An 18,073-nucleotide genomic window follows, 5' to 3' on the forward strand; every position below is an offset into this window, starting at 1 on the left:
TTGAGAAGGAATAGATGAAGTGAGGAGCCGCTACTGCTGAATGATTGGAAGACCAAGACCAGTTGAAGTGATTCGCTGCTTGGTCTTCTTTTTGCTTCAAAAGCAGTGAAGAAAGGAGAAGCTATGTTTCAACTAACTGTTCGGGGACATGATTTAAAGAATTATGGGTCCCCAGAAGAATTAGCGCAAAAAATTGCCGCCAAAAACATTCATAACATTCAATTTGCATTAAATAAATCCTTCCCGCAATGGGCAGAGCCAGAGCAATTAAGCCCTGGTTTAGGCCGCTTTTTCAAACGTGTTTTTGGTCAATCTCATGTTCAGGTCGCTTTATTGAGTTGTTATAGTAATCTGATCCATCCTGATCTGGAAAAACGGGAAGCGATTTTATCCAGATTCGAGACCTATCTCGCACATGCCAAATACTTTGATGCAGCTATGGTTGCAAGTGAAACTGGTTCGGTTTTGCCAAATATGGGGTACACCGAGGAAAATTTCAGTGACGTCGTTTTCGATGATTTGGTTCAGGTGATCAAGCGTTTGGTCCAAGTGGCTAAGAGACATCAAGTGATGCTAGGGATTGAAGCGGGCTTGAATCATCCACTATCATCGATCGATCGAATCGAAGAATTGCTGGAACGAGTACCGTCTGACTATTTAGGGATCATCTTTGATCCAACCAATCTGATTACGGCGAAGAACTATCAAGAGCAAGTCGCTTTGACAAGGGAAGCTTTTTCCCGCTTTGGTGATGCCATCGTTTGCTTGCACTTGAAGGACTATCAAGTAATCGATGGTAAAATCAAGGTAGTGCCATTGGGAGAAGGAAGGATTGATTATCAACAACTATTGGCCATCACCGCTGAATACAAGCCATTTTGTTATGTTGTGTTAGAAGGGACGACCGAAGAAGCGATGCAGCCGACCATTTCACTGATTGAAGCATTGCAAAAGTGAGCGAGCTGTCTTTGATTGTGACTGATGAGGAAAAGCTTTGTTACAAGGAGTCACGGGAGATCAAGGAATCCTTTCCTCAACAAGCAGATTTATTTACTTACTAAAAGTTAGTGTTATACTTAAAGGTACAAGTGAACTTAACTGTTTAGAAAAGAGGAAATAGCGATGACAATGATTCAATCAACCTATCAAATCGATGCAACAGCCGCAATTGGCAAAGTCGTTTTAAAAGTAGCGAATATGGAAAAAATGAGCCAGTTTTATTCGGACGTGATCGGCCTGACTTTATTGGAGCAAAGTGTAGATCACGCGCGATTGGGCGTGGGGACACAAGAGCTTTTAGTCCTAGAGAAGGTAAGTGATCCGTTGCCTTTGACACGGAAAACAGGACTTTTCCATACGGCGTTTCTTTTGCCTAGCCGTAAAGACCTAGGAAATATGCTGATTCATTATTTGGAGGCCAAAGCCCCTCTGGATGGTGCTAGCGATCATGGGTATAGTGAAGCGTTATACCTGACCGATCCAGAAGGAAACGGGATCGAAGTGTATCGTGACAAACCGAAGAGTGAATGGGATATTCGAGCAGACGGCGAGATCGTAGGCGTTACTATCGAAATGGACGCGCAAGGCGTGCTGGGAGCCGCTGACCGATCACAAACGACTTTTCCAGTTGGCACCACGGTGGGGCATGTCCATTTGAAAGTGGCGGATCTGGCAAAAACAGAAGAATTCTACACCGAAGTTTTAGGCATGCGTTTGACTTCAGATTTTGGTAGCCAAGCAAAGTTTTTTGCTGCTGGTTCGTATCATCACCATATCGGATCGAATATTTGGATGGGAAGAAATGTTCCAGCTATGGAGGAAAAGGATCTAGGTTTAGCGTACTTTACGATCGTTTTGCCAGCTTTGGCTTTTTCTACGTTACGAAGTCATCTAAAGGCAAGTGGCGTTTCTTATGAGTTAGAAACAGACAGCCGCTTGCATTTGACTGATCCGAATGGGATCAATCTGATCATCGAAAGAAAGAATCAGCCTTAAGATGGAGGTTTTTTCATTCATGAAATGAGAGAATAACCTATAATCAAGTAAAAGGAGAGCAAGCATGAAAAAAAACGGGGCGGGACAATCACTATTTCTAGCATTATTGATCAGCATGGGCTTATTTTTCTTTGTCCAAGGGAAACAATTAATAGAAAGTGGGGCGTCTCCTGTGATTTTTATTGCTTTTTCGGCTTTTGCAGGAATTATCGGAGTTGGTGTCTATGGTCTTCAAGCAATAATGAAGCAGCATCGGCGCAAAGCCATGGTACCAATCAAAACCAAAAAATAAAGAAACCGGCCAATCTTAAACAGGAAGATTGGTCGGTTTTTTGTTTACGCTAAGAAAAAATGGGAAATTTGGTCTGTCTCGTCCACTACATACTAATTGTCCATGTTTTCAATCGCAAATTCGATCTCATCAGGTAAGAAGCCGTTCCCTTCAAGATGAGCAGCCATATTTCTTTGACGGATCCCTAACACCCGGCGGGATTGATTGGCACGCCCTAAAGCATGGCGATACCAATCTACGTCAAGGGTCTCTAGTGCCCATTGTGTTTCCTCCGCAGTGAAACCTTCTGTTTCTAACAGTTCTGCCATCTCTTGTTTTGAATAAAAGCGACGATTTCCTTGCGCTCTAACGAGGAAAAAAGCTTCACGTTCTCGTTCTGTCGCATTGTTTTCGCGCTCATAGCGTGCTGCTACAGTCGGGGCGAGATGAAACCCTGCTAAAATCGTTTCCTCGGTCAATTCGTTATCAAACACGTAGGTTCTAAATTGAAAACGATTGTCGTTTTCCAGTTCAAGCCATAGTGATTCAACCAGAAATCGATAACCGACTGGAATCGTTTCATAAACAGCATCGGCAATTTCATAAAAATAAGCGGAAACGGCTTCGTAAGGAGTCATTATCTCGGGAACGATTTCCGTCGTTTGCCCATTAAACAAAGTGATTGCGGAAGGGTAGGTCTCACCAGCATTCGTAAATGTGAGAATCTCCACTGGCTCATGTTTTGTTGAAAAGACATTCATGGTCACGCCGTTCACCAAATCAATAGTGGTCTGCCACTCGATATCTTGGTCGTCGCTTTGTTGGTGTAAACGTTCAAGTGTATCAGGCGTCAAACCAAGCTTTTCTCGTGTATCTTCATTGAACGCTTCTTCATCGGCAAGTGGAGTGTTTGCCCTAGCTGTCACTAGTGCCAAATCTTCTTCGTATTCATTGAATAATTCTTGCAATTTTGCTCGTCTACTGACGATGATGGGGCTTTCCTCATGGAGGGCAAGTAAGGCTTCGACACGGCCATTTCGAGCGGCAACCCAACTCGGCATATCCAAATGGCGAGCATCAATCGCTTCTTGGGCGAGTTCAACCATTTTTTCCGTGTTTTCAATGAATGCTGCCTTGTGTTCTGAATTGCTGTTGACCTGCTCTAGAAAGGCCAATTCTGCTTCTTTGCCTCGAATCATCAGTTCGAGATTGTCAATACTTAACTCATAAGTCAGATTTTCTGCATGATAGGTATGTTCCCAACCTGCATCCAAAGCGGCGCCGATGCGCTCAGAAAGTTCCTCAGGACTTGCTAAATTTATCGTCCCACATCCTGAAATCAGGGATAGTATCAGTAATAATGGCAACAAAACTTGTTTTTTCATTTTTCTCCTCCTCGGGGACTCTGGTAAACTTCGCCATTTTGTTCGAATGAACGCATCAGATCGAGCACTTTCTTGGGTATAAACATAGCCACAATACAAGGGACATCAACTGAGCCCCCAAAGTTAGACCAAAAAACCTAACTTTTTGAGGTCACTACAACAGCATATGGGCATCGCGATGTCCTTTTCTTCGCTAGTTTTTAGTTACCCATGTTTGTCATTGCGTAGTCGATTTGTTCTTCTGAAAAGTCTTCAAAAGTCAATAACCGGCGAATGTTGTCTGGAGGAAGACTCATCAAGGAATGGTAACTATTTGCTTTCTTCAACGCCTGCTCGTTCCAATCAATCGTGAGCTGATCAACTGCCCATTGCGCATCATTATGGGTAAACCCTTCAAATTCTAATTGTTGGATCAATCGTGCACGTGAGAAAGCCATGAGGTTCGTATAGGATTCGGCACGTGCGATCGCTCGTCTTTGTTCTGAAGCTCCTTCATTCTCGGTCTGAGTTTGTTCGTCCTGGTTTTGCTGGCTTTGCTCTTGCTGCAAAGCCGTAGCTGCTTCTTGTTTTGCGTTTGCTTCTTGAAGCTGTTGATACACGGTAGTGACCATGTCTTGATCAATGTCATGATCAAAGCAATAGGTCATCACAGCCAGCTGATGTTCATCTGAAGATTGATCGAATCGATTCATAAACATCAATGATTCACGAGGAATATTTACGACCAGCCCTCGTAAAATCGTTTCATAGAATGCAGCTTTTTGCTCGTCGGCAGTTTCCCGATTCAGAACAGTAAACCCAGATGCGTACTCCTCATCGGGCATCGCAAAAACGAAGACGTCAACATTCGTTTCGCTTGTGTGGTAAACAGTGGCAGTGAGTCCATCGTCAAGTTCGATTGTGCGATGAAGAGTAAGCGCATCTTCTGTGAGCTGCTGAAGCTGCTCGATATCGTCTGCCAAAAGCCCCAGCTTTTCCCGTGGATCGGCTTCAGGAATCGTTTCGTTTGCTACCTCTAGTAGACTGTTGAGGTTGTCTTGATTACTGAGAATGATAGGGCTCCGTTCATGAATCGCAGCCAGAGCCTGGCTATAACCAATGCGAGCAGCAAACCAAGCAGGGACATTGATCCGACGCTCCACTAACGCTCGTTCAGCGGTTGCCATCAAATCAATTGTGTGGCTGATTAACTGATAAAGATCTTCGTCGGAAGAATCAAGCTCTTCCAAAATAGCCAATTCGGCTTGACTGCCGGCAATCAACAACTCTAAGGTTGCTGGGTGATAATAGGCCCAGCCTGTTCCGGATTGGTTTGTATATTCCAGTCGTGCGTCGATGCCAAGTGCAACGGTCTCTGACAGTTCTTCATCTGCCTTTGCGCAACCGATAAGCAAAATAACGAATGACAATAGGGTGATCAGTACTCTTTTTTTCATTAGGCTCCTTCTTTCTATCGAAAGTAACTGAGAAAACGGTCGGAAGAGGTTTGTTTATCTGGGGGAAGGAGGAGAGAAGGTGAATGGGAAAAATGCTGAAAAGATTTTTCATCACCAGTAAATTCAGGCAACTGTTTCTGATCCGCCAATAAGAAAAAGCGGAGCATCGAACCAGCTTTTGAGAATAATTGTTATATTATTCATTTTATATGAAAAATAGTGTGAAATGCAATGATAAAAGAGTTTTTATCGATTTTTACATTTGGGAAAGGAAGCTTCGTATCAACTTTCTAGGAGTAGACGCTCAAGATCAAAGCGATCGAAAGAATTCATCGAAGGATCACCATGGGGAATCTTTTGAGCAAACAAAAAAACAGCTTCCCATAATGGGGAAGCTGTAAGGATGCGGAAAATGGGATTTGAACCCACACGAGCGATTGCTCACAAGACCCTCAATCTTGCACGTCTGCCATTCCGTCATTTCCGCAAATACTATAGAAGGAAACGCAGGCTGAGGTAGTTCTGTCACGCCGCGTCTAGAAAATATCTTACCTGATTTTCAACAGGTTTGTCAATAACTTTTCCTAATGCTATTTGAAAGAATTTTCAGACTTTAGATTGCATTTTTTTCCATAAAAGGTATGCTAAAAGAATGAATAATTATTTTTTTGAGAGGAGAGCAAATGAACTACTTTAAAAACCAGTTAGCTAAATCTGTCAAACAGAAAACGTTCCTCTTCCTGCTCATTGGTGCCTTTAGTTTAGGTTGCTGTTTTTCCATTTATTTGAAGCTGATGGAACCTATCAACTTACCCGCCACGATCACTGCAGAAAAAGCGGAAGCCTCACGGCTTGTTGATCGCTACCAAGCCAATCAGTCGGGTTCACCTGCTGAACAAGAGGTGTATCAACTTTTGCTTGAAAACAATACACTGACTTCGCGACAGTTATCCAACTTGATTATGGAAGAATACGAACGATTTAATCAAACGAGTATTCAAATTGCAGAACTAAAAAAGCAGATTTGGGCGTCAGAAGTTGATGACAAAGGATTTTTGCCACCTTTATGGGCAATCGAACAAGATCAGAAGGTCTATCAAGCTTTAGTCGAGCAAGAAAAAGAGCCGGTCCTCACTGCTGCCAATGCCCAGACCGCTGTCGCTTTGGCAATAACGTTTTTGCTGAATTTTGGCTTCTTCTTTTGGGCTTTTTTTGCCAGTGACAATTTGATAGAAGAAAGAGAACACTTCTCTTTGATTCGCTCGTACCCGCAGATTTTTCCGATTCGGATGTTAAGTAAAATTGTGGTTAAAGGGATTACAAATTTAGGCGTTTTGATTGTGTTCTTCTTAGGCGTCTTTCTTTCAATGAGCCTTCTGGGGGAGTTCGGGGATTGGCAATATCCAGTAGCCGTCTATCTCAATGGGGATTGGGTAGCCTTACCTTTTTGGCAGAGCGTTTTATATAGCCTGGTTTCTTTTGGCTTGCTGATTGGTTTGATCGAATGCTTAGGTTTTGTCATGAACATGATCGCAGCCAATCGATACGTCTCTTTCTTTTTGCTGGTGCTTTTTTATGGGCTCGGCTTGATTCCGATGCTGCAAAAGATCCCACTGTTACCAGTTCATATAGCTGCTATGGATAAATTTTATTCGGGCGCCTTTGCATTGGGTTCTGGTACTTCTTGGGGAGTCTATGCTAGTTGGCTGCTGACGGTGGTGTGGATCTTCCTTTGTATAGCTTTGATGCTCGTTGCGGATAAACAGAATCACTTGTTGAGAGGAGGCAAAGGATGAAAGACTATTTTTTATTTGAATTACGACAACTCTTAAAGAGCAAGAAAACTATTGGTCTTTTTTGCTTGCTTCTTATCTATAGCGGCGTTTACAGTTTTTGGCAAAAAGATTTTCGCCCGATTGAACGAGTAGATAAAACAGAAATGCAACAACGCTATACTGTGCGACAAGATTTTCTTGATCAACAAGCAGCCAATCCTTCTGACCATTGGTCGGCAAGCTTAGCAGTTGAAATGTTTACCCCATGGAATGAAGCGGAAAAACAACGATTAGATGCACTAGCTGATGAAAACTGGCAAGCTTATGCACGAGGAACAACTACGTGGTACCAGTTGGCATTGCAGTTTACCGATGAACGAAATGTTTTTTATACACCGGATTATTATACGTTTCAAAATTACTACGCTGCCTATGACGGTCGCTTTGGTTATGCTTCAACCGCTAAGCTTATGGAAGCCTTCAGCCAGTTGCCGAATAAGAAACTCTCGCAAGCAGTCATGGAGCAAAAAACGGGGATACAGGCATTGCAGCGAAGTTTTACTGGATATTTACCGATTCTATTGCTTGCTGTTTCTTTATTTTTGGCGATCGATTGCTTACCAAAAGAACGAAGACATAAATCCCTATTTCTTTCACTGCCATTATCGGCAGAAGAGATCCTTTGGAGCAAAACGGCAGTATTGATGGTCGGTTCTGCAATTGCAACGCTTGGGACCATGTTCTTTCTCTGGTTGGGTTCTGGTATTCAATTCGGCTTTGGTTCCCTGGAACTACCGGTCACGATTTTATCACCGACATTTGATGCCCGCTACCCGATCACAGATTTCAACGCTTTTGAAACACAAGCCATCGGTCTTTTTATAGGCCAATGTTTTCTTGCGACGCTTTTTTTGCAGTTTATTTATTGTCGCGGCATCTTGTTGTTCAGTGCCCTGTTTCGCTCAGAACTGGTTAATTTGCTTTTGGCTGGTTTTTGCTTGCTTTCACCCTATATTTTCCAAAGACGTTGGTTCAGTGCTTACCTTGATAAAACGCTGTATGTCTATCTGTATCAAAATGTGGGACAAGTCCTTTCAGGCTGGACACGTTTTTATTTTGGTTCTGCAGGGTTTACGATGGAAAAAGGGTTGTTTTTATTAGGAGGCGTTTGGCTTCTGATCGAAATGTGTTTCTTCGTGACGATCCAACGCAAAAAATTTCATTTGGCATAGGAGGAACGATATGTTAGAACTGAAAAATGTGACGGTCACGTATACGAGAAAAGTATTGGATCAGCTTTCCATTGCCTTTTCTCCCGGGGAAATCGTCGGGTTAGTCGCCCCTAACGGCACCGGGAAATCCACGCTATTGAATGTGGCGATGAATTTCATCCAGCCGAATGAAGGCGCAGTATTTTTGAATGGCAGTCAAGTATATGTGACCAAAAAATCAGAAGTGGCAGCGCATCAACAAATTTCGTTTTTTCCTGACCAAAATGATTTGTACAATGATTTGAGTGGTTTCGAGCATCTCAAGCTGTATCAGCGAATGTGGCGTTCAGAGGAACACTTAGTGGAAGAAACGATTGATCGTTTGCGGATGAGTGACTATATCAAACGTCCTGTGGGTACCTATTCGCTGGGCATGCGGCAACGTCTTTGTTTTGCGATGCAGATCGTGACGGATACGCCTTATATGCTGATGGATGAAGTCATGAATGGCTTGGATCCGACCAATGTGGAATTGATCTCTAACGTATTAAAAGCCTTGCGAGCGCAAAAGAAAGCGATCGTGATTGCTTCGCATATTTTGACGAATTTGGATTCCTACGCGGATCGGGTCTTGTTTTTAAAAGACGGCAAGATCATTCACGAATACTTTGGTCGCAAGTCGTTAGTCAATCAACCGTTGTACTTAAAAACGGACTCGGCAGATTTTTTGGTGGCTTTTCCAGAATTAACGACGGTGACCATCGATCTGCAAGGACGGATCTATCTGATAGAAATCAGCGATCCTCAGCTACCGCAACGGTTTATCGCTGCAGGGATCACTGATTTTTCTGTGGGGCACTTGGCACTAAATGAATTGTATTTGACGTATTTTCCTGAAAATTACTGACTGTCGCACTATTTACGAGATGAGAGCGGGACAAGCACAGATGAAGGAGAAGCAAAAAAATTTCGCCATAGGTAAAAGTTTTTTGCTATAATAGGTTCAATCTGAAAAGAGATCAACGACGAGAACCAATAACCTGACGTTGACCTATGGTTAAAGGAGAAATGGAATATGAAGAAATTTTCGAAGTCGTCAAAACTTGAAGGGGTCAGTTATGATGTGCGCGGCCCAGTTTTAGAAGAAGCCGATCGGATGCAAGAAGAAGGCATCAGTATCTTGAAATTAAATACGGGGAATCCCGCGCCTTTTGGGTTCGAAGCCCCAAATGAGATCGTTAGAGACCTGATTATGAACGTGCGAGAATCGGAAGGATATTCTGATTCGAAAGGGATTTTTTCTGCCCGTAAAGCGATCGAACAATATTATCAATTACAGAAATTTCCTGATGTGACCATCAATGATATTTACACAGGTAATGGTGTTTCCGAGCTGATCACGATGTGCATGCAAGGTTTGTGCAACAATGGGGATGAAGTGTTAGTGCCGATGCCTGACTATCCTTTGTGGACTGCTTCGATCTCATTAGCTGGCGGAAAGCCCGTCCATTATATTTGTGATGAACAAGCAGATTGGAATCCTGATATCGAGGACATCAAAGCCAAGGTCACCAGCAAAACCAAAGCGATCGTCATTATTAATCCGAACAATCCAACAGGAGCCGTTTATCCAAAAGAAATTTTGGAGCAAATCGTCGACGTTGCTCGTGAGCATGACTTGATCATTTTCTCTGATGAGATCTATGACCGGTTAGTCATGGATGATTATGTCCATGTGCCGATTGCTACATTAGCGCCAGATCGATTCGTTGTGACGCTAGGTGGCTTGTCTAAGTCTCATCGAGTGGCAGGTTTCCGTGTGGGCTGGATGGTCCTCAGTGGCGACAAGTCCCATGTGAAAGACTATATCGAAGGCTTGAATATGCTATCTTCGATGCGACTGTGTTCGAATGTCTTATCGCAACAAATCGTTCAGACCGCATTAGGAGGCTATCAAAGTTCTGATGAGTTACTATTACCAGGTGGTCGTATTTATGAACAAAGAGCGTTTATCCACAAGGCAATCAATGACATTCCGGGATTGTCAGCGGTGAAACCGAAAGCCGCCTTTTATATTTTCCCTAAAATTGATATTCAACGCTTTAATATCACCAATGATGAACAATTTGTTTTAGACTTTTTACACGAGCACCACATCTTGCTGGTTCACGGCGGTGGGTTCAACTGGCAACAGCCAGATCATTTCCGAATCGTTTATCTTCCTAATATGGAAGACTTAAAAACGACTGCTGAAAAAATGACAGAATTTTTGGCGTCCTATCGTCAGAAATAAAAATATAAAAAAGCACCGCTCCTTCAACAACCGTGAGGGAGTGGTGCTTATGTTTTTATTCGGCAACTGGTTGACAAATTTTTTTGCTCACAATCATTCGATTGGTAAATTTATCCAGCATTTCAGCACTAGGATCGGTGACTTGAACCAGAACAGAGTTCTCATATTCTCGTTCGATGATCCCTTGATACTTCTTGCCATCCCATGTAAAAAAGATCGTACTGTCGATCGTCATCTTAACACCTCATTTGAAATTGTGGAAAAATAACAAGACATTCTTGAAATTGCTTTCCTTTTTGTCATTATGTGCTAAAATAAAGAAAATTAAAAATGCGAATTCGCATTTTTGACAAGAAACGTTCGGTTTTTATAAGAATTCCCCCTGGAGGACGATTATGAAGAAAAAAGAAGAATCTTTTGGTCAAAATATCCGTTCGATTCGGTTGAAACGAAAGATGACACAGAAGATGTTAGCGGAAGATATTTGTTCGCAAAGTGTTTTAAGCCGTATTGAAAACAACGAAGAGTTGCCGAATGTCTGGGTGATGTATCAAATCTGCCAACGCTTAGGAGTCACCTTAGATCAAGTAATGATGCTTCATTCGGAAGAGATCAACAAAACCAATCAAATCTTTGCCGAAATCGAATCACATTTTGTCCATAAGCAGTTTCAAGAAATGCGGGAAAAAATGGAAGATAAGGCGATCAAGGATTATTTGTATCTGGATTCAGATATGCAAATGTATTACTACTATCTAGGCAGCTGTGATTATTTCCTCGATCAAAACTATGATGCCGCCCTTGAGGCGCTGAAAAAAGGATTGGCCTATTCCTATCAACAGGATAAGACCAATGTGTCGGTGATGGAAATTCGTATCCTGAGCTGCATGGGTCGCGTCTATAGTGATTTGCTGCAACTGGGTGAAGCTCGTTTTTACTTAGAAAAAGCATACGATGCCATGCACGCATTGCCACCGGAACGTCTCTCCACATCATTGACCAAAATTTACTACAATTATGCGGTCTTTTTAAAGGAGCAACAAGAAGATTGCCTCGCGCTAAAGGTAACGAACGAAGGCATTTCCTTAGCCAGAGAAAAGAACAGTTTGTATTTTCTAGAAGAATTGTTTGAACTGAAGGGACACTTACTTTATAGACTGAAAGAAGAAAATGCAGCCGAAAAAAGTTTTCAGCTGTATCGTGCTGTCATGGATATTCGCCAATCTGACAAAGTGGTGTAGACCTTTCTTGACTTCTTCCCTAAATAAGAGTACTTTTAAGGAAGAAAAGAAATAGAGGAGCGATCAAGATGAATAAATATATTTACGCAGACAAATTCTTTCTAAAATCAGCGGTTCATGGCCCTGGTTACCTGGAGGTCAAAGAGGGGAAATTCGGAGCGATCGTCGATGAAGTCCCTTCTGGTGCAGACGTAGAAGATTATTCAGGCAAATGGGTAGCACCGGGTCTTGTGGATACTCATATCCACGGATTTATGAACCATGATGTGATGGACAACGATGCAGAAGGCATTAAAGCCATGTCGGAAGGCCTTTTATCATGTGGTGTGACTTCCTTCTTGCCAACAACCTTAACATCCAGCAAAGAACGGTTGCGGGATGTTGCTGAAACCGTTGGGAAAGTCAAAGACGAAGTTACAGGAGCAAAAATCCAAGGGATCTATTTTGAAGGCCCATTCTTTACTGAAGAACATAAAGGTGCACAAAATCCAATTTATTTTGGTGATCCTGATATCGATACCTTCCATGAATGGCAAGAAGCTTCTGGTGGAATTATCAAAAAAATCGCCTTGGCTCCTGAACGAGAAGGTGTGAGTGAGTTTGTTTCGCAAGTGACGGAAGAAGGCGTAGTGGTTGCTCTAGGCCATAGTAACGGTACATTACAAGAAGCGCAAACAGCAGTTGAAGCTGGTGCTAGCGTTTTTGTTCATGCATTCAACGGTATGCGCGGATTAAACCATCGCGAGCCTGGAATGGTTGGTGCCCTACTTTCATTAAAAGAAGTTTTTTCAGAGTTGATTTGTGATGGCCACCATGTGCATCCTCAAGCAGCTGAGATTTTGATGGAAAAAGCTGGTCACGACCATGTTGCCTTGATCACTGACTGTATGATGGCTGGCGGCATGCCAGATGGTGATTATATTTTAGGTGAATTTCCAGTAGTGGTGAAAGATGGAACGGCTCGAATGGAAACTGGCAATCTTGCTGGTAGTATTTTGAAACTAAAAGAAGCTGTGAAAAATGTAGTAGACTGGGGAATCGCTACCCCTCAAGAAGCGGTCATGATGGCCAGCTTGATTCCAGCAATCAGCTGTAAAATTGACCATGCTTGCGGCATGATCAAACAAGGTCGCCCAGCTGACTTTATTGTTTTGGATCAAGAAATGAATGTAACAGCCACCTATTTAGATGGCGTCTGCCGCTACCAGGCGTAAAATAAAACAATCTGCTTAAAGAAACAAGAAGAGAGCTTCTCTTGATCTGTTTTTTGAGCAGATTTTTTTGTTTTCAGTTATGATGAAAGAAAACGACATCCTATGAAGGAGATGATGGGGATTTGAAGACGATTTTAGTTACCGGCGCCAATGCCGGTATGGGCTTTGCAACAGCCAAACAATTGGCAGAATTGGGGATGCATGTGATTTTGTATTGCCGTTCTGCCGAACGAGGGCAGGCAGCACAGCAACGTTTGAAGGAAGAGACAGGCAATCCAAGCATCGATCTAGTGATCGGTGATTTGGGGTCGTTGGCTAGCGTACGCAAGTCAGCCGCTGAAATCAACGCCCGCTTTGAGAAATTGGATGTACTGATCAATAATGCGGGCATCGTCAATTTAAAAAAAGAGCGAACAGCCGATGGATTTGAACAAATGCTGGGCGTAAACTACGTGGGGCATTTTGAACTGACCCGTCAGTTATTGCCGCTAATAAAACGTGCCGATGCCGGCAGGATCGTCAATGTGTCATCCGGCGCCTACAAATTTGTAAAGAAAAAGGATCAGCGCTTTTTCGATGTACCGGATTTTTTCCCTTGGCGGGAATATGGCCGCTCAAAAAAAGCCCTGATTTTATTTACGGATGCGCTTGCGTTTCAGCTACGCAATACGACCGTTACTGCTAATTCCTTGCATCCGGGAGCTGTGGCGACCAGCTTAGGGGTCAGTCGACAAACAGGATTTGGTCAATCTATTTATAAAATGTTGACGCCTTTTTTTAAAACAGCCGAAGAAGGGGCAGATACAGCGATTTACTTAGCGCTAAGTCCAGACGTTGCGGGTATCAGTGGCCGCTACTTTGTTGATCGTCAAGCAGTCCTAACCGAGATCCCGAAGGAGCAGCAACAAGCACAGAAACTATGGCAAGAAACGCAACAAAGAATTGCGGACCACACAAAATGATTTGTTTTGCTTTTGCCAATCTGGATCACTTTGAATAAATGACTTGTTTTTTAGCAGCACGACCTTGTGCTGCTTTTTTGCGGTTTCTTTCAAGGGAAAAAGTGTGATACACTGTTAAGCGAGAAAGCGCATGCGGCGCTGGAATTCTTGGAGGAATAAAATGAGTTATATTGAAGTAGTGAAAGAAGTGAAGAAATACACAATGGGCGATACGGTGATTGCTGCCAATGATGGCATCTCTTTTTCCGTAGAGAAAGGCGAGATCGCGCTGATCCTTGGTCCTAGTGGCGCCGGTAAGTCCACCGTTTTGAACATACTAGGCGGGATGGATCAATGTGACAGCGGCCAAGTGATTGTCGATGGAACGGATATTGCTGGTTTTGATGCTAAACAACTAACGACCTATCGTCGCAAAGACGTCGGATTTGTCTTTCAATTTTACAATTTGGTGCCGAACTTGACGGCTAGAGAAAATGTGGAACTGTCGGCACAAATCGTACCCGAAGCACTTGATGCAGCTGAGATTTTGACCCAAGTTGGATTAGGTGATCGCTTGGATCACTTTCCTGCACAATTGTCTGGCGGTGAACAGCAAAGGGTCACGATTGCTCGTGCCATAGCCAAGAAGCCCAAACTGCTGCTTTGTGATGAACCAACTGGGGCACTTGACTATGAAACGGGAAAACAGATTTTGGCTATTTTAGAAAAAACAGCTCGCGAGACTGGGACGACCGTTTTGATCATTACACACAACAGTGCCTTGGCTCCCATGGCGGATCGCGTGATCCATATCAATGACGCAAAGGTTCGCAAGATGGAAAAAAATACTCATCCGATTCCAATTGCCTCTATTTCTTGGTAAATGCCTATGAAAAAAACATTATTACGTTCCAGTTTACGTGAAATTAGGCAAGCACCCGGGCGGTTTTTGTCCATTTTAGGCATTATCTTTTTAGGAGTCGCTTTTTTTGTCGGGATCAGCGCCACCGGCCCTAATATGAAACAAGCTGCTGAAGATTACTTTTCTCGCCAACAATTAGCCGACCTTACAATTGCTTCAACTTTGGGGTTGTCGGATACCGATCGGCAAATCATTGAGGAAATGCCTGGCGTCACAGCGGTTGAGACGGAGCAGATCGCTGATATCAATGCCGAAAATCATCGTGCTGTGATTCGTGTCTTCTCTCTTTCAACTGATCGACCTGTCAATCAATATGAGGTGACTTCTGGTCGATTGCCGCAAAAATCAGGGGAAATCGCCTTAGATCAAGCGGCACAAAATAGTGGTGGTTTCGAATTAGATGAATCCTTTGAGTTGCCAGAAAGTGGCGAAAATCAATTAAAAACCCATACCTTCACGATCGTGGGCTTTGTCAATAGTCCTGAATATATTGAGAACTTTCATCGGGGGAACAGTACCGTTGGTAATGGGACAGTGGATTACTTTGCGGTGATTCCTGAGGAGGATTTTAAAGAAAGTGCGTACGCCCGATTTTTAGTTCGCTTTGATGACTTATCTCAAATGGAAAGCTATTCAGTGGCGTATCAGACGAAAAGAGATCAAATAAGTGCTGAAGTTGAGAAAAAGTTGGCTCCTCGGGCGCAAGGACGCAGACAAGAGCTGATCGATGAAGCACAACCAGCCATTGACGAAGCCAAAGAACAGATCCGCAACGGAGAAACGGCTCTGCAAGAAGCACAAAGGGAACTCGACGACGCACAAGAAAAATTAGCGCAGGCGCACCGGGAACTGACGGAACAAGAAGCAGCTTTCCAAACAGAAATTCAAGCTGCCCAAGAGCAGTTGAATAGTGAAGCACAAAAAATAGCTGAGGGTAAGCAAGCGTTGGCGGAAAACCAACGACTGCTGGATCAAAGCGAACAAGCGTTGCTTCAGCAAGAAGCCCAAGTAAAATTAGCCCAAGCCCAGTTAGCGCCCATTTCGGCACAAAAGTCAGAACTACAAAGTGGCATCCAACAAGTGGAGGAGCAACTTGCGCTGGCATACCAAGGCATGGATCAAATCAGAAGTGTGGGTCAACTTTCTGCAGAGGAGCAAATGGCCCAGCTGCCTACCGTCTATGCACAAGTAACAGCCGCTCTGGCACAGTTGAACCTACCGACAGATGTCCTTGGTCCGATTCCTGATCTGGAGGAAATCGATGAAACGATGATTGCTACTATGCTGACGGCAGCTGAAGATACATTGAATCCACTCATTGCTGAAGGTGAGCAACAACGTGCCCAATTAAGCGGACAACTGGCTGCAATCAATGAACAAGAAGTGCAACTTCAACGGGCGCAACAGCAAGTCAACGCTGGCTGGAGCCAAGTCAGTGCCGGACGCCAAGAATTGGCACAGGCTCAGACCCAGATCACTCAAGGAGAATCGCAGCTGAGTGTTGCTCGTGAGACTTTAGCTTCTGAGCAAGCTAATGGTCAGTCTTTGCTAGACAAGGGCTGGCTGGAATACCGAGAAAACGAAGCAACCCTTCAAGAAAAGCTTGACGAATTTAAAGAAAAAGCACCAAAAGAACGCGAAAAACTTGAAGATGCCAAAAAAGAAGTTGCTGAAAAAGAGCAGGAATTGTTGGAGCTAAAACCGGCAGTTTATCGTGTCGAAAACCGCGATACGAATCCTGGTTATTCAGAGTACCAAGACAATGCGGAACGGGTTTCTTCGTTAGCGACGATTTTCCCAGTTATCTTCTTTTTGATTGCAGCGTTAGTCAGTCTAACCACCATGACGCGGATGATCGATGAAAAACGCAGTGAGATTGGTACATTGAAAGCATTAGGCTATCGTAACTGGGAGATTGGACAGAAATTTTTGCTTTATTCCTCTGCAGCAGGCATCACAGGTGCTGTATTGGGTTTAGCAGTCGGCTTTTCCTTTTTTCCAGCAATCATCATTCAAGCTTATGGACCGCTTTACAATCTCACGGAGTATGACACCCCATGGTATTTGCGGCTTTCATTGATTGCTGTGGGTGTTAGCTTGCTTTGCACCATCGGAATTACGCTGCTGGTTTTACGATTTGATTTAAGGCAGTCATCGGCTTCCTTGTTGAGACCAAAGGCCCCAAAAACAGGGAAACGAATTCTCTTAGAAAGAATCACTTTTTTATGGCGGCACTTAAGTTTTATTCAAAAAGTTACAATGCGAAACCTGTTTCGCTACAAGTCAAGAATGCTCATGACCATCTTAGGAATCGCTGGTTGCACATCGATGATTTTAACTGGGTTTGGCCTGAGAGATTCCATCAGCAATATCATTCCTTTGCAGTTTGAGAAAATCTGGCAATATCAGGCGGTGATTACCTTTGATGACGAGGCTTCCAAAGCAATGAGTGAAACAAAAGCTGCTGCAGAAAAAATCGACGGCTTTGAAGAGGGGTTGTTTTTGCATACCGAAAGTCTGACGTTGGCTCAACCGGGGGTCACGCAGCCAGAAGTAACCGTCACCGTGCCAGAAGAGCCGGCACGTTTGTCGAAATTTGTCCATTTAAATGATCGGGTTTCAGGAGAAGCTTACGTGCTAGAAGAAGAGGGCGCCATCATCAATGAAAAGCTTGCTAAGTTGTTTGGAGTATCGGTGGGTGATACGATAACGTTGACGAATGAAAGCGGCGAGGAATTTCAACTGAAGGTAGCTGCCATCGCAGAAAACTACACGGGCCATTTTGCTTATTTGACACCTGAAACGTACGAAAAGATCTTTCAGGAAACGCCTGCTTACAATAGTGAGTTATTGAAATTCAATCAGCGCTTAAGCAAAACAGATGAAGAAGCGATCGCAGCTGACCTGATGGCACAAGATAATGTCATCAATGTTTCCTTCCTCTCAGCTTCAGCGGATGCCTTAGATGACACGACAGCAACCTTGAACATCGTCATTTGGATCTTGATCACGTCAGCAGGGGCATTAGCCTTTATCGTGTTGTACAACTTGAACAATATCAATATAGCGGAACGGATCCGCGAGTTGTCGACTATCAAAGTATTAGGCTTTTATGATCGAGAAGTGACGATGTACGTCTTTCGTGAGAATATCTTTTTAACGATTTTCGGTATTGGTTTTGGCTTGTTATTAGGGGTGCTTCAGCATCAATTTGTCTTACAGACCATCGAAGTTGATATCGCCATGTTTTCACCGACAGTCGAACCAATGAGCTATGTGTATGCAGCGGGATTGACCTGCTTGTTTTCAGGCGTGGTAGGGATCGCGATGTATTTCAAGTTGAAACATGTCAATATGATCGATGCCTTGAAAGCCAATGAGTAACAAAA

15 protein-coding genes and 1 tRNA gene are annotated in these 18,073 nt (G+C 43.5%); 12 read left to right on the forward strand and 4 right to left on the reverse strand.

Annotation, left to right across the window (positions count from 1 at the left end):
* Positions 1-123: 123 nt before the first annotated feature.
* The 3 genes from IGJ42_RS06770 (at position 124) to IGJ42_RS06780 (ending at position 2,287) form a co-directional block, all read left to right on the forward strand.
* Entirely contained in the window at positions 124-957 is an 834-nt protein-coding gene (locus IGJ42_RS06770) for a sugar phosphate isomerase/epimerase family protein (RefSeq protein WP_176256989.1), read from the forward strand.
* Between the two features lie 165 nt (positions 958-1,122).
* On the forward strand, positions 1,123-1,995 hold the full coding sequence (locus tag IGJ42_RS06775) for a VOC family protein (protein ID WP_086332299.1): 873 nt from the start codon (positions 1,123-1,125) through the stop codon (positions 1,993-1,995).
* Between the two features lie 64 nt (positions 1,996-2,059).
* Positions 2,060-2,287, forward strand: coding sequence for a hypothetical protein (locus IGJ42_RS06780; RefSeq protein ID WP_005229963.1), 228 nt, complete (start codon positions 2,060-2,062; stop codon positions 2,285-2,287).
* Positions 2,288-2,379: 92 nt separating this feature from the next.
* Here IGJ42_RS06780 and IGJ42_RS06785 read toward each other — a convergent pair whose 3' ends face one another.
* The 3 genes from IGJ42_RS06785 to IGJ42_RS06795 form a co-directional block, all read right to left on the reverse strand.
* Complete coding sequence (locus tag IGJ42_RS06785; RefSeq protein WP_430616035.1) at positions 2,380-3,651, reverse strand: hypothetical protein; 1,272 nt, start codon at positions 3,649-3,651, stop codon at positions 2,380-2,382.
* 200 nt (positions 3,652-3,851) lie between these two features.
* Entirely contained in the window at positions 3,852-5,087 is a 1,236-nt protein-coding gene (locus tag IGJ42_RS06790; RefSeq protein ID WP_086332301.1) for an Ltp family lipoprotein, read from the reverse strand.
* A gap of 404 nt (positions 5,088-5,491) precedes the next feature.
* A tRNA-Leu gene (locus tag IGJ42_RS06795) sits at positions 5,492-5,574 on the reverse strand.
* Between the two features lie 196 nt (positions 5,575-5,770).
* On the opposite strand from IGJ42_RS06795, the gene IGJ42_RS06800 reads away from it, so the two are divergent.
* The 4 genes from IGJ42_RS06800 (at position 5,771) to IGJ42_RS06815 (ending at position 10,366) form a co-directional block, all read left to right on the forward strand.
* Positions 5,771-6,883 (forward strand): hypothetical protein, encoded by a 1,113-nt coding sequence (locus tag IGJ42_RS06800; RefSeq protein WP_086332303.1) that lies wholly within the window; start codon positions 5,771-5,773, stop codon positions 6,881-6,883.
* On the forward strand, positions 6,880-8,094 hold the full coding sequence (locus tag IGJ42_RS06805; RefSeq protein ID WP_422705999.1) for an ABC transporter permease: 1,215 nt from the start codon (positions 6,880-6,882) through the stop codon (positions 8,092-8,094). Before IGJ42_RS06800 ends, IGJ42_RS06805 begins: the two co-directional genes overlap by 4 nt.
* 10 nt (positions 8,095-8,104) lie before the next feature.
* On the forward strand, positions 8,105-8,980 hold the full coding sequence (locus IGJ42_RS06810) for an ABC transporter ATP-binding protein (protein WP_005236452.1): 876 nt from the start codon (positions 8,105-8,107) through the stop codon (positions 8,978-8,980).
* 168 nt (positions 8,981-9,148) lie between these two features.
* Positions 9,149-10,366 (forward strand): pyridoxal phosphate-dependent aminotransferase, encoded by a 1,218-nt coding sequence (locus IGJ42_RS06815; RefSeq protein ID WP_005236450.1) that lies wholly within the window; start codon positions 9,149-9,151, stop codon positions 10,364-10,366.
* A 55-nt stretch (positions 10,367-10,421) separates the two neighbouring features.
* Here IGJ42_RS06815 and IGJ42_RS06820 read toward each other — a convergent pair whose 3' ends face one another.
* Positions 10,422-10,601, reverse strand: a complete 180-nt coding sequence (locus IGJ42_RS06820) for a hypothetical protein (RefSeq protein ID WP_005236448.1) — start codon at positions 10,599-10,601, stop codon at positions 10,422-10,424.
* A gap of 160 nt (positions 10,602-10,761) precedes the next feature.
* On the opposite strand from IGJ42_RS06820, the gene IGJ42_RS06825 reads away from it, so the two are divergent.
* From IGJ42_RS06825 to IGJ42_RS06845, 5 genes are all read left to right on the forward strand, one after another.
* On the forward strand, positions 10,762-11,607 hold the full coding sequence (locus tag IGJ42_RS06825; protein ID WP_008381491.1) for a helix-turn-helix domain-containing protein: 846 nt from the start codon (positions 10,762-10,764) through the stop codon (positions 11,605-11,607).
* A 68-nt stretch (positions 11,608-11,675) separates the two neighbouring features.
* Positions 11,676-12,821, forward strand: coding sequence for an N-acetylglucosamine-6-phosphate deacetylase (gene nagA / locus IGJ42_RS06830; RefSeq protein WP_005236444.1), 1,146 nt, complete (start codon positions 11,676-11,678; stop codon positions 12,819-12,821).
* A 122-nt stretch (positions 12,822-12,943) separates the two neighbouring features.
* Positions 12,944-13,783 (forward strand): SDR family oxidoreductase, encoded by an 840-nt coding sequence (locus IGJ42_RS06835; RefSeq protein WP_008381487.1) that lies wholly within the window; start codon positions 12,944-12,946, stop codon positions 13,781-13,783.
* A gap of 160 nt (positions 13,784-13,943) precedes the next feature.
* Positions 13,944-14,645, forward strand: coding sequence for an ABC transporter ATP-binding protein (locus tag IGJ42_RS06840; RefSeq protein WP_086332305.1), 702 nt, complete (start codon positions 13,944-13,946; stop codon positions 14,643-14,645).
* Positions 14,646-18,068 (forward strand): ABC transporter permease, encoded by a 3,423-nt coding sequence (locus IGJ42_RS06845; RefSeq protein WP_086332306.1) that lies wholly within the window; start codon positions 14,646-14,648, stop codon positions 18,066-18,068. It begins immediately after the preceding gene.
* The last annotated feature ends 5 nt before the right edge of the window (positions 18,069-18,073 follow it).

The sequence above is a fragment of the Enterococcus sp. DIV1067f genome, assembly GCF_050543505.1.
Taxonomy (GTDB): domain Bacteria; phylum Bacillota; class Bacilli; order Lactobacillales; family Enterococcaceae; genus Enterococcus_D; species Enterococcus_D entomosocium.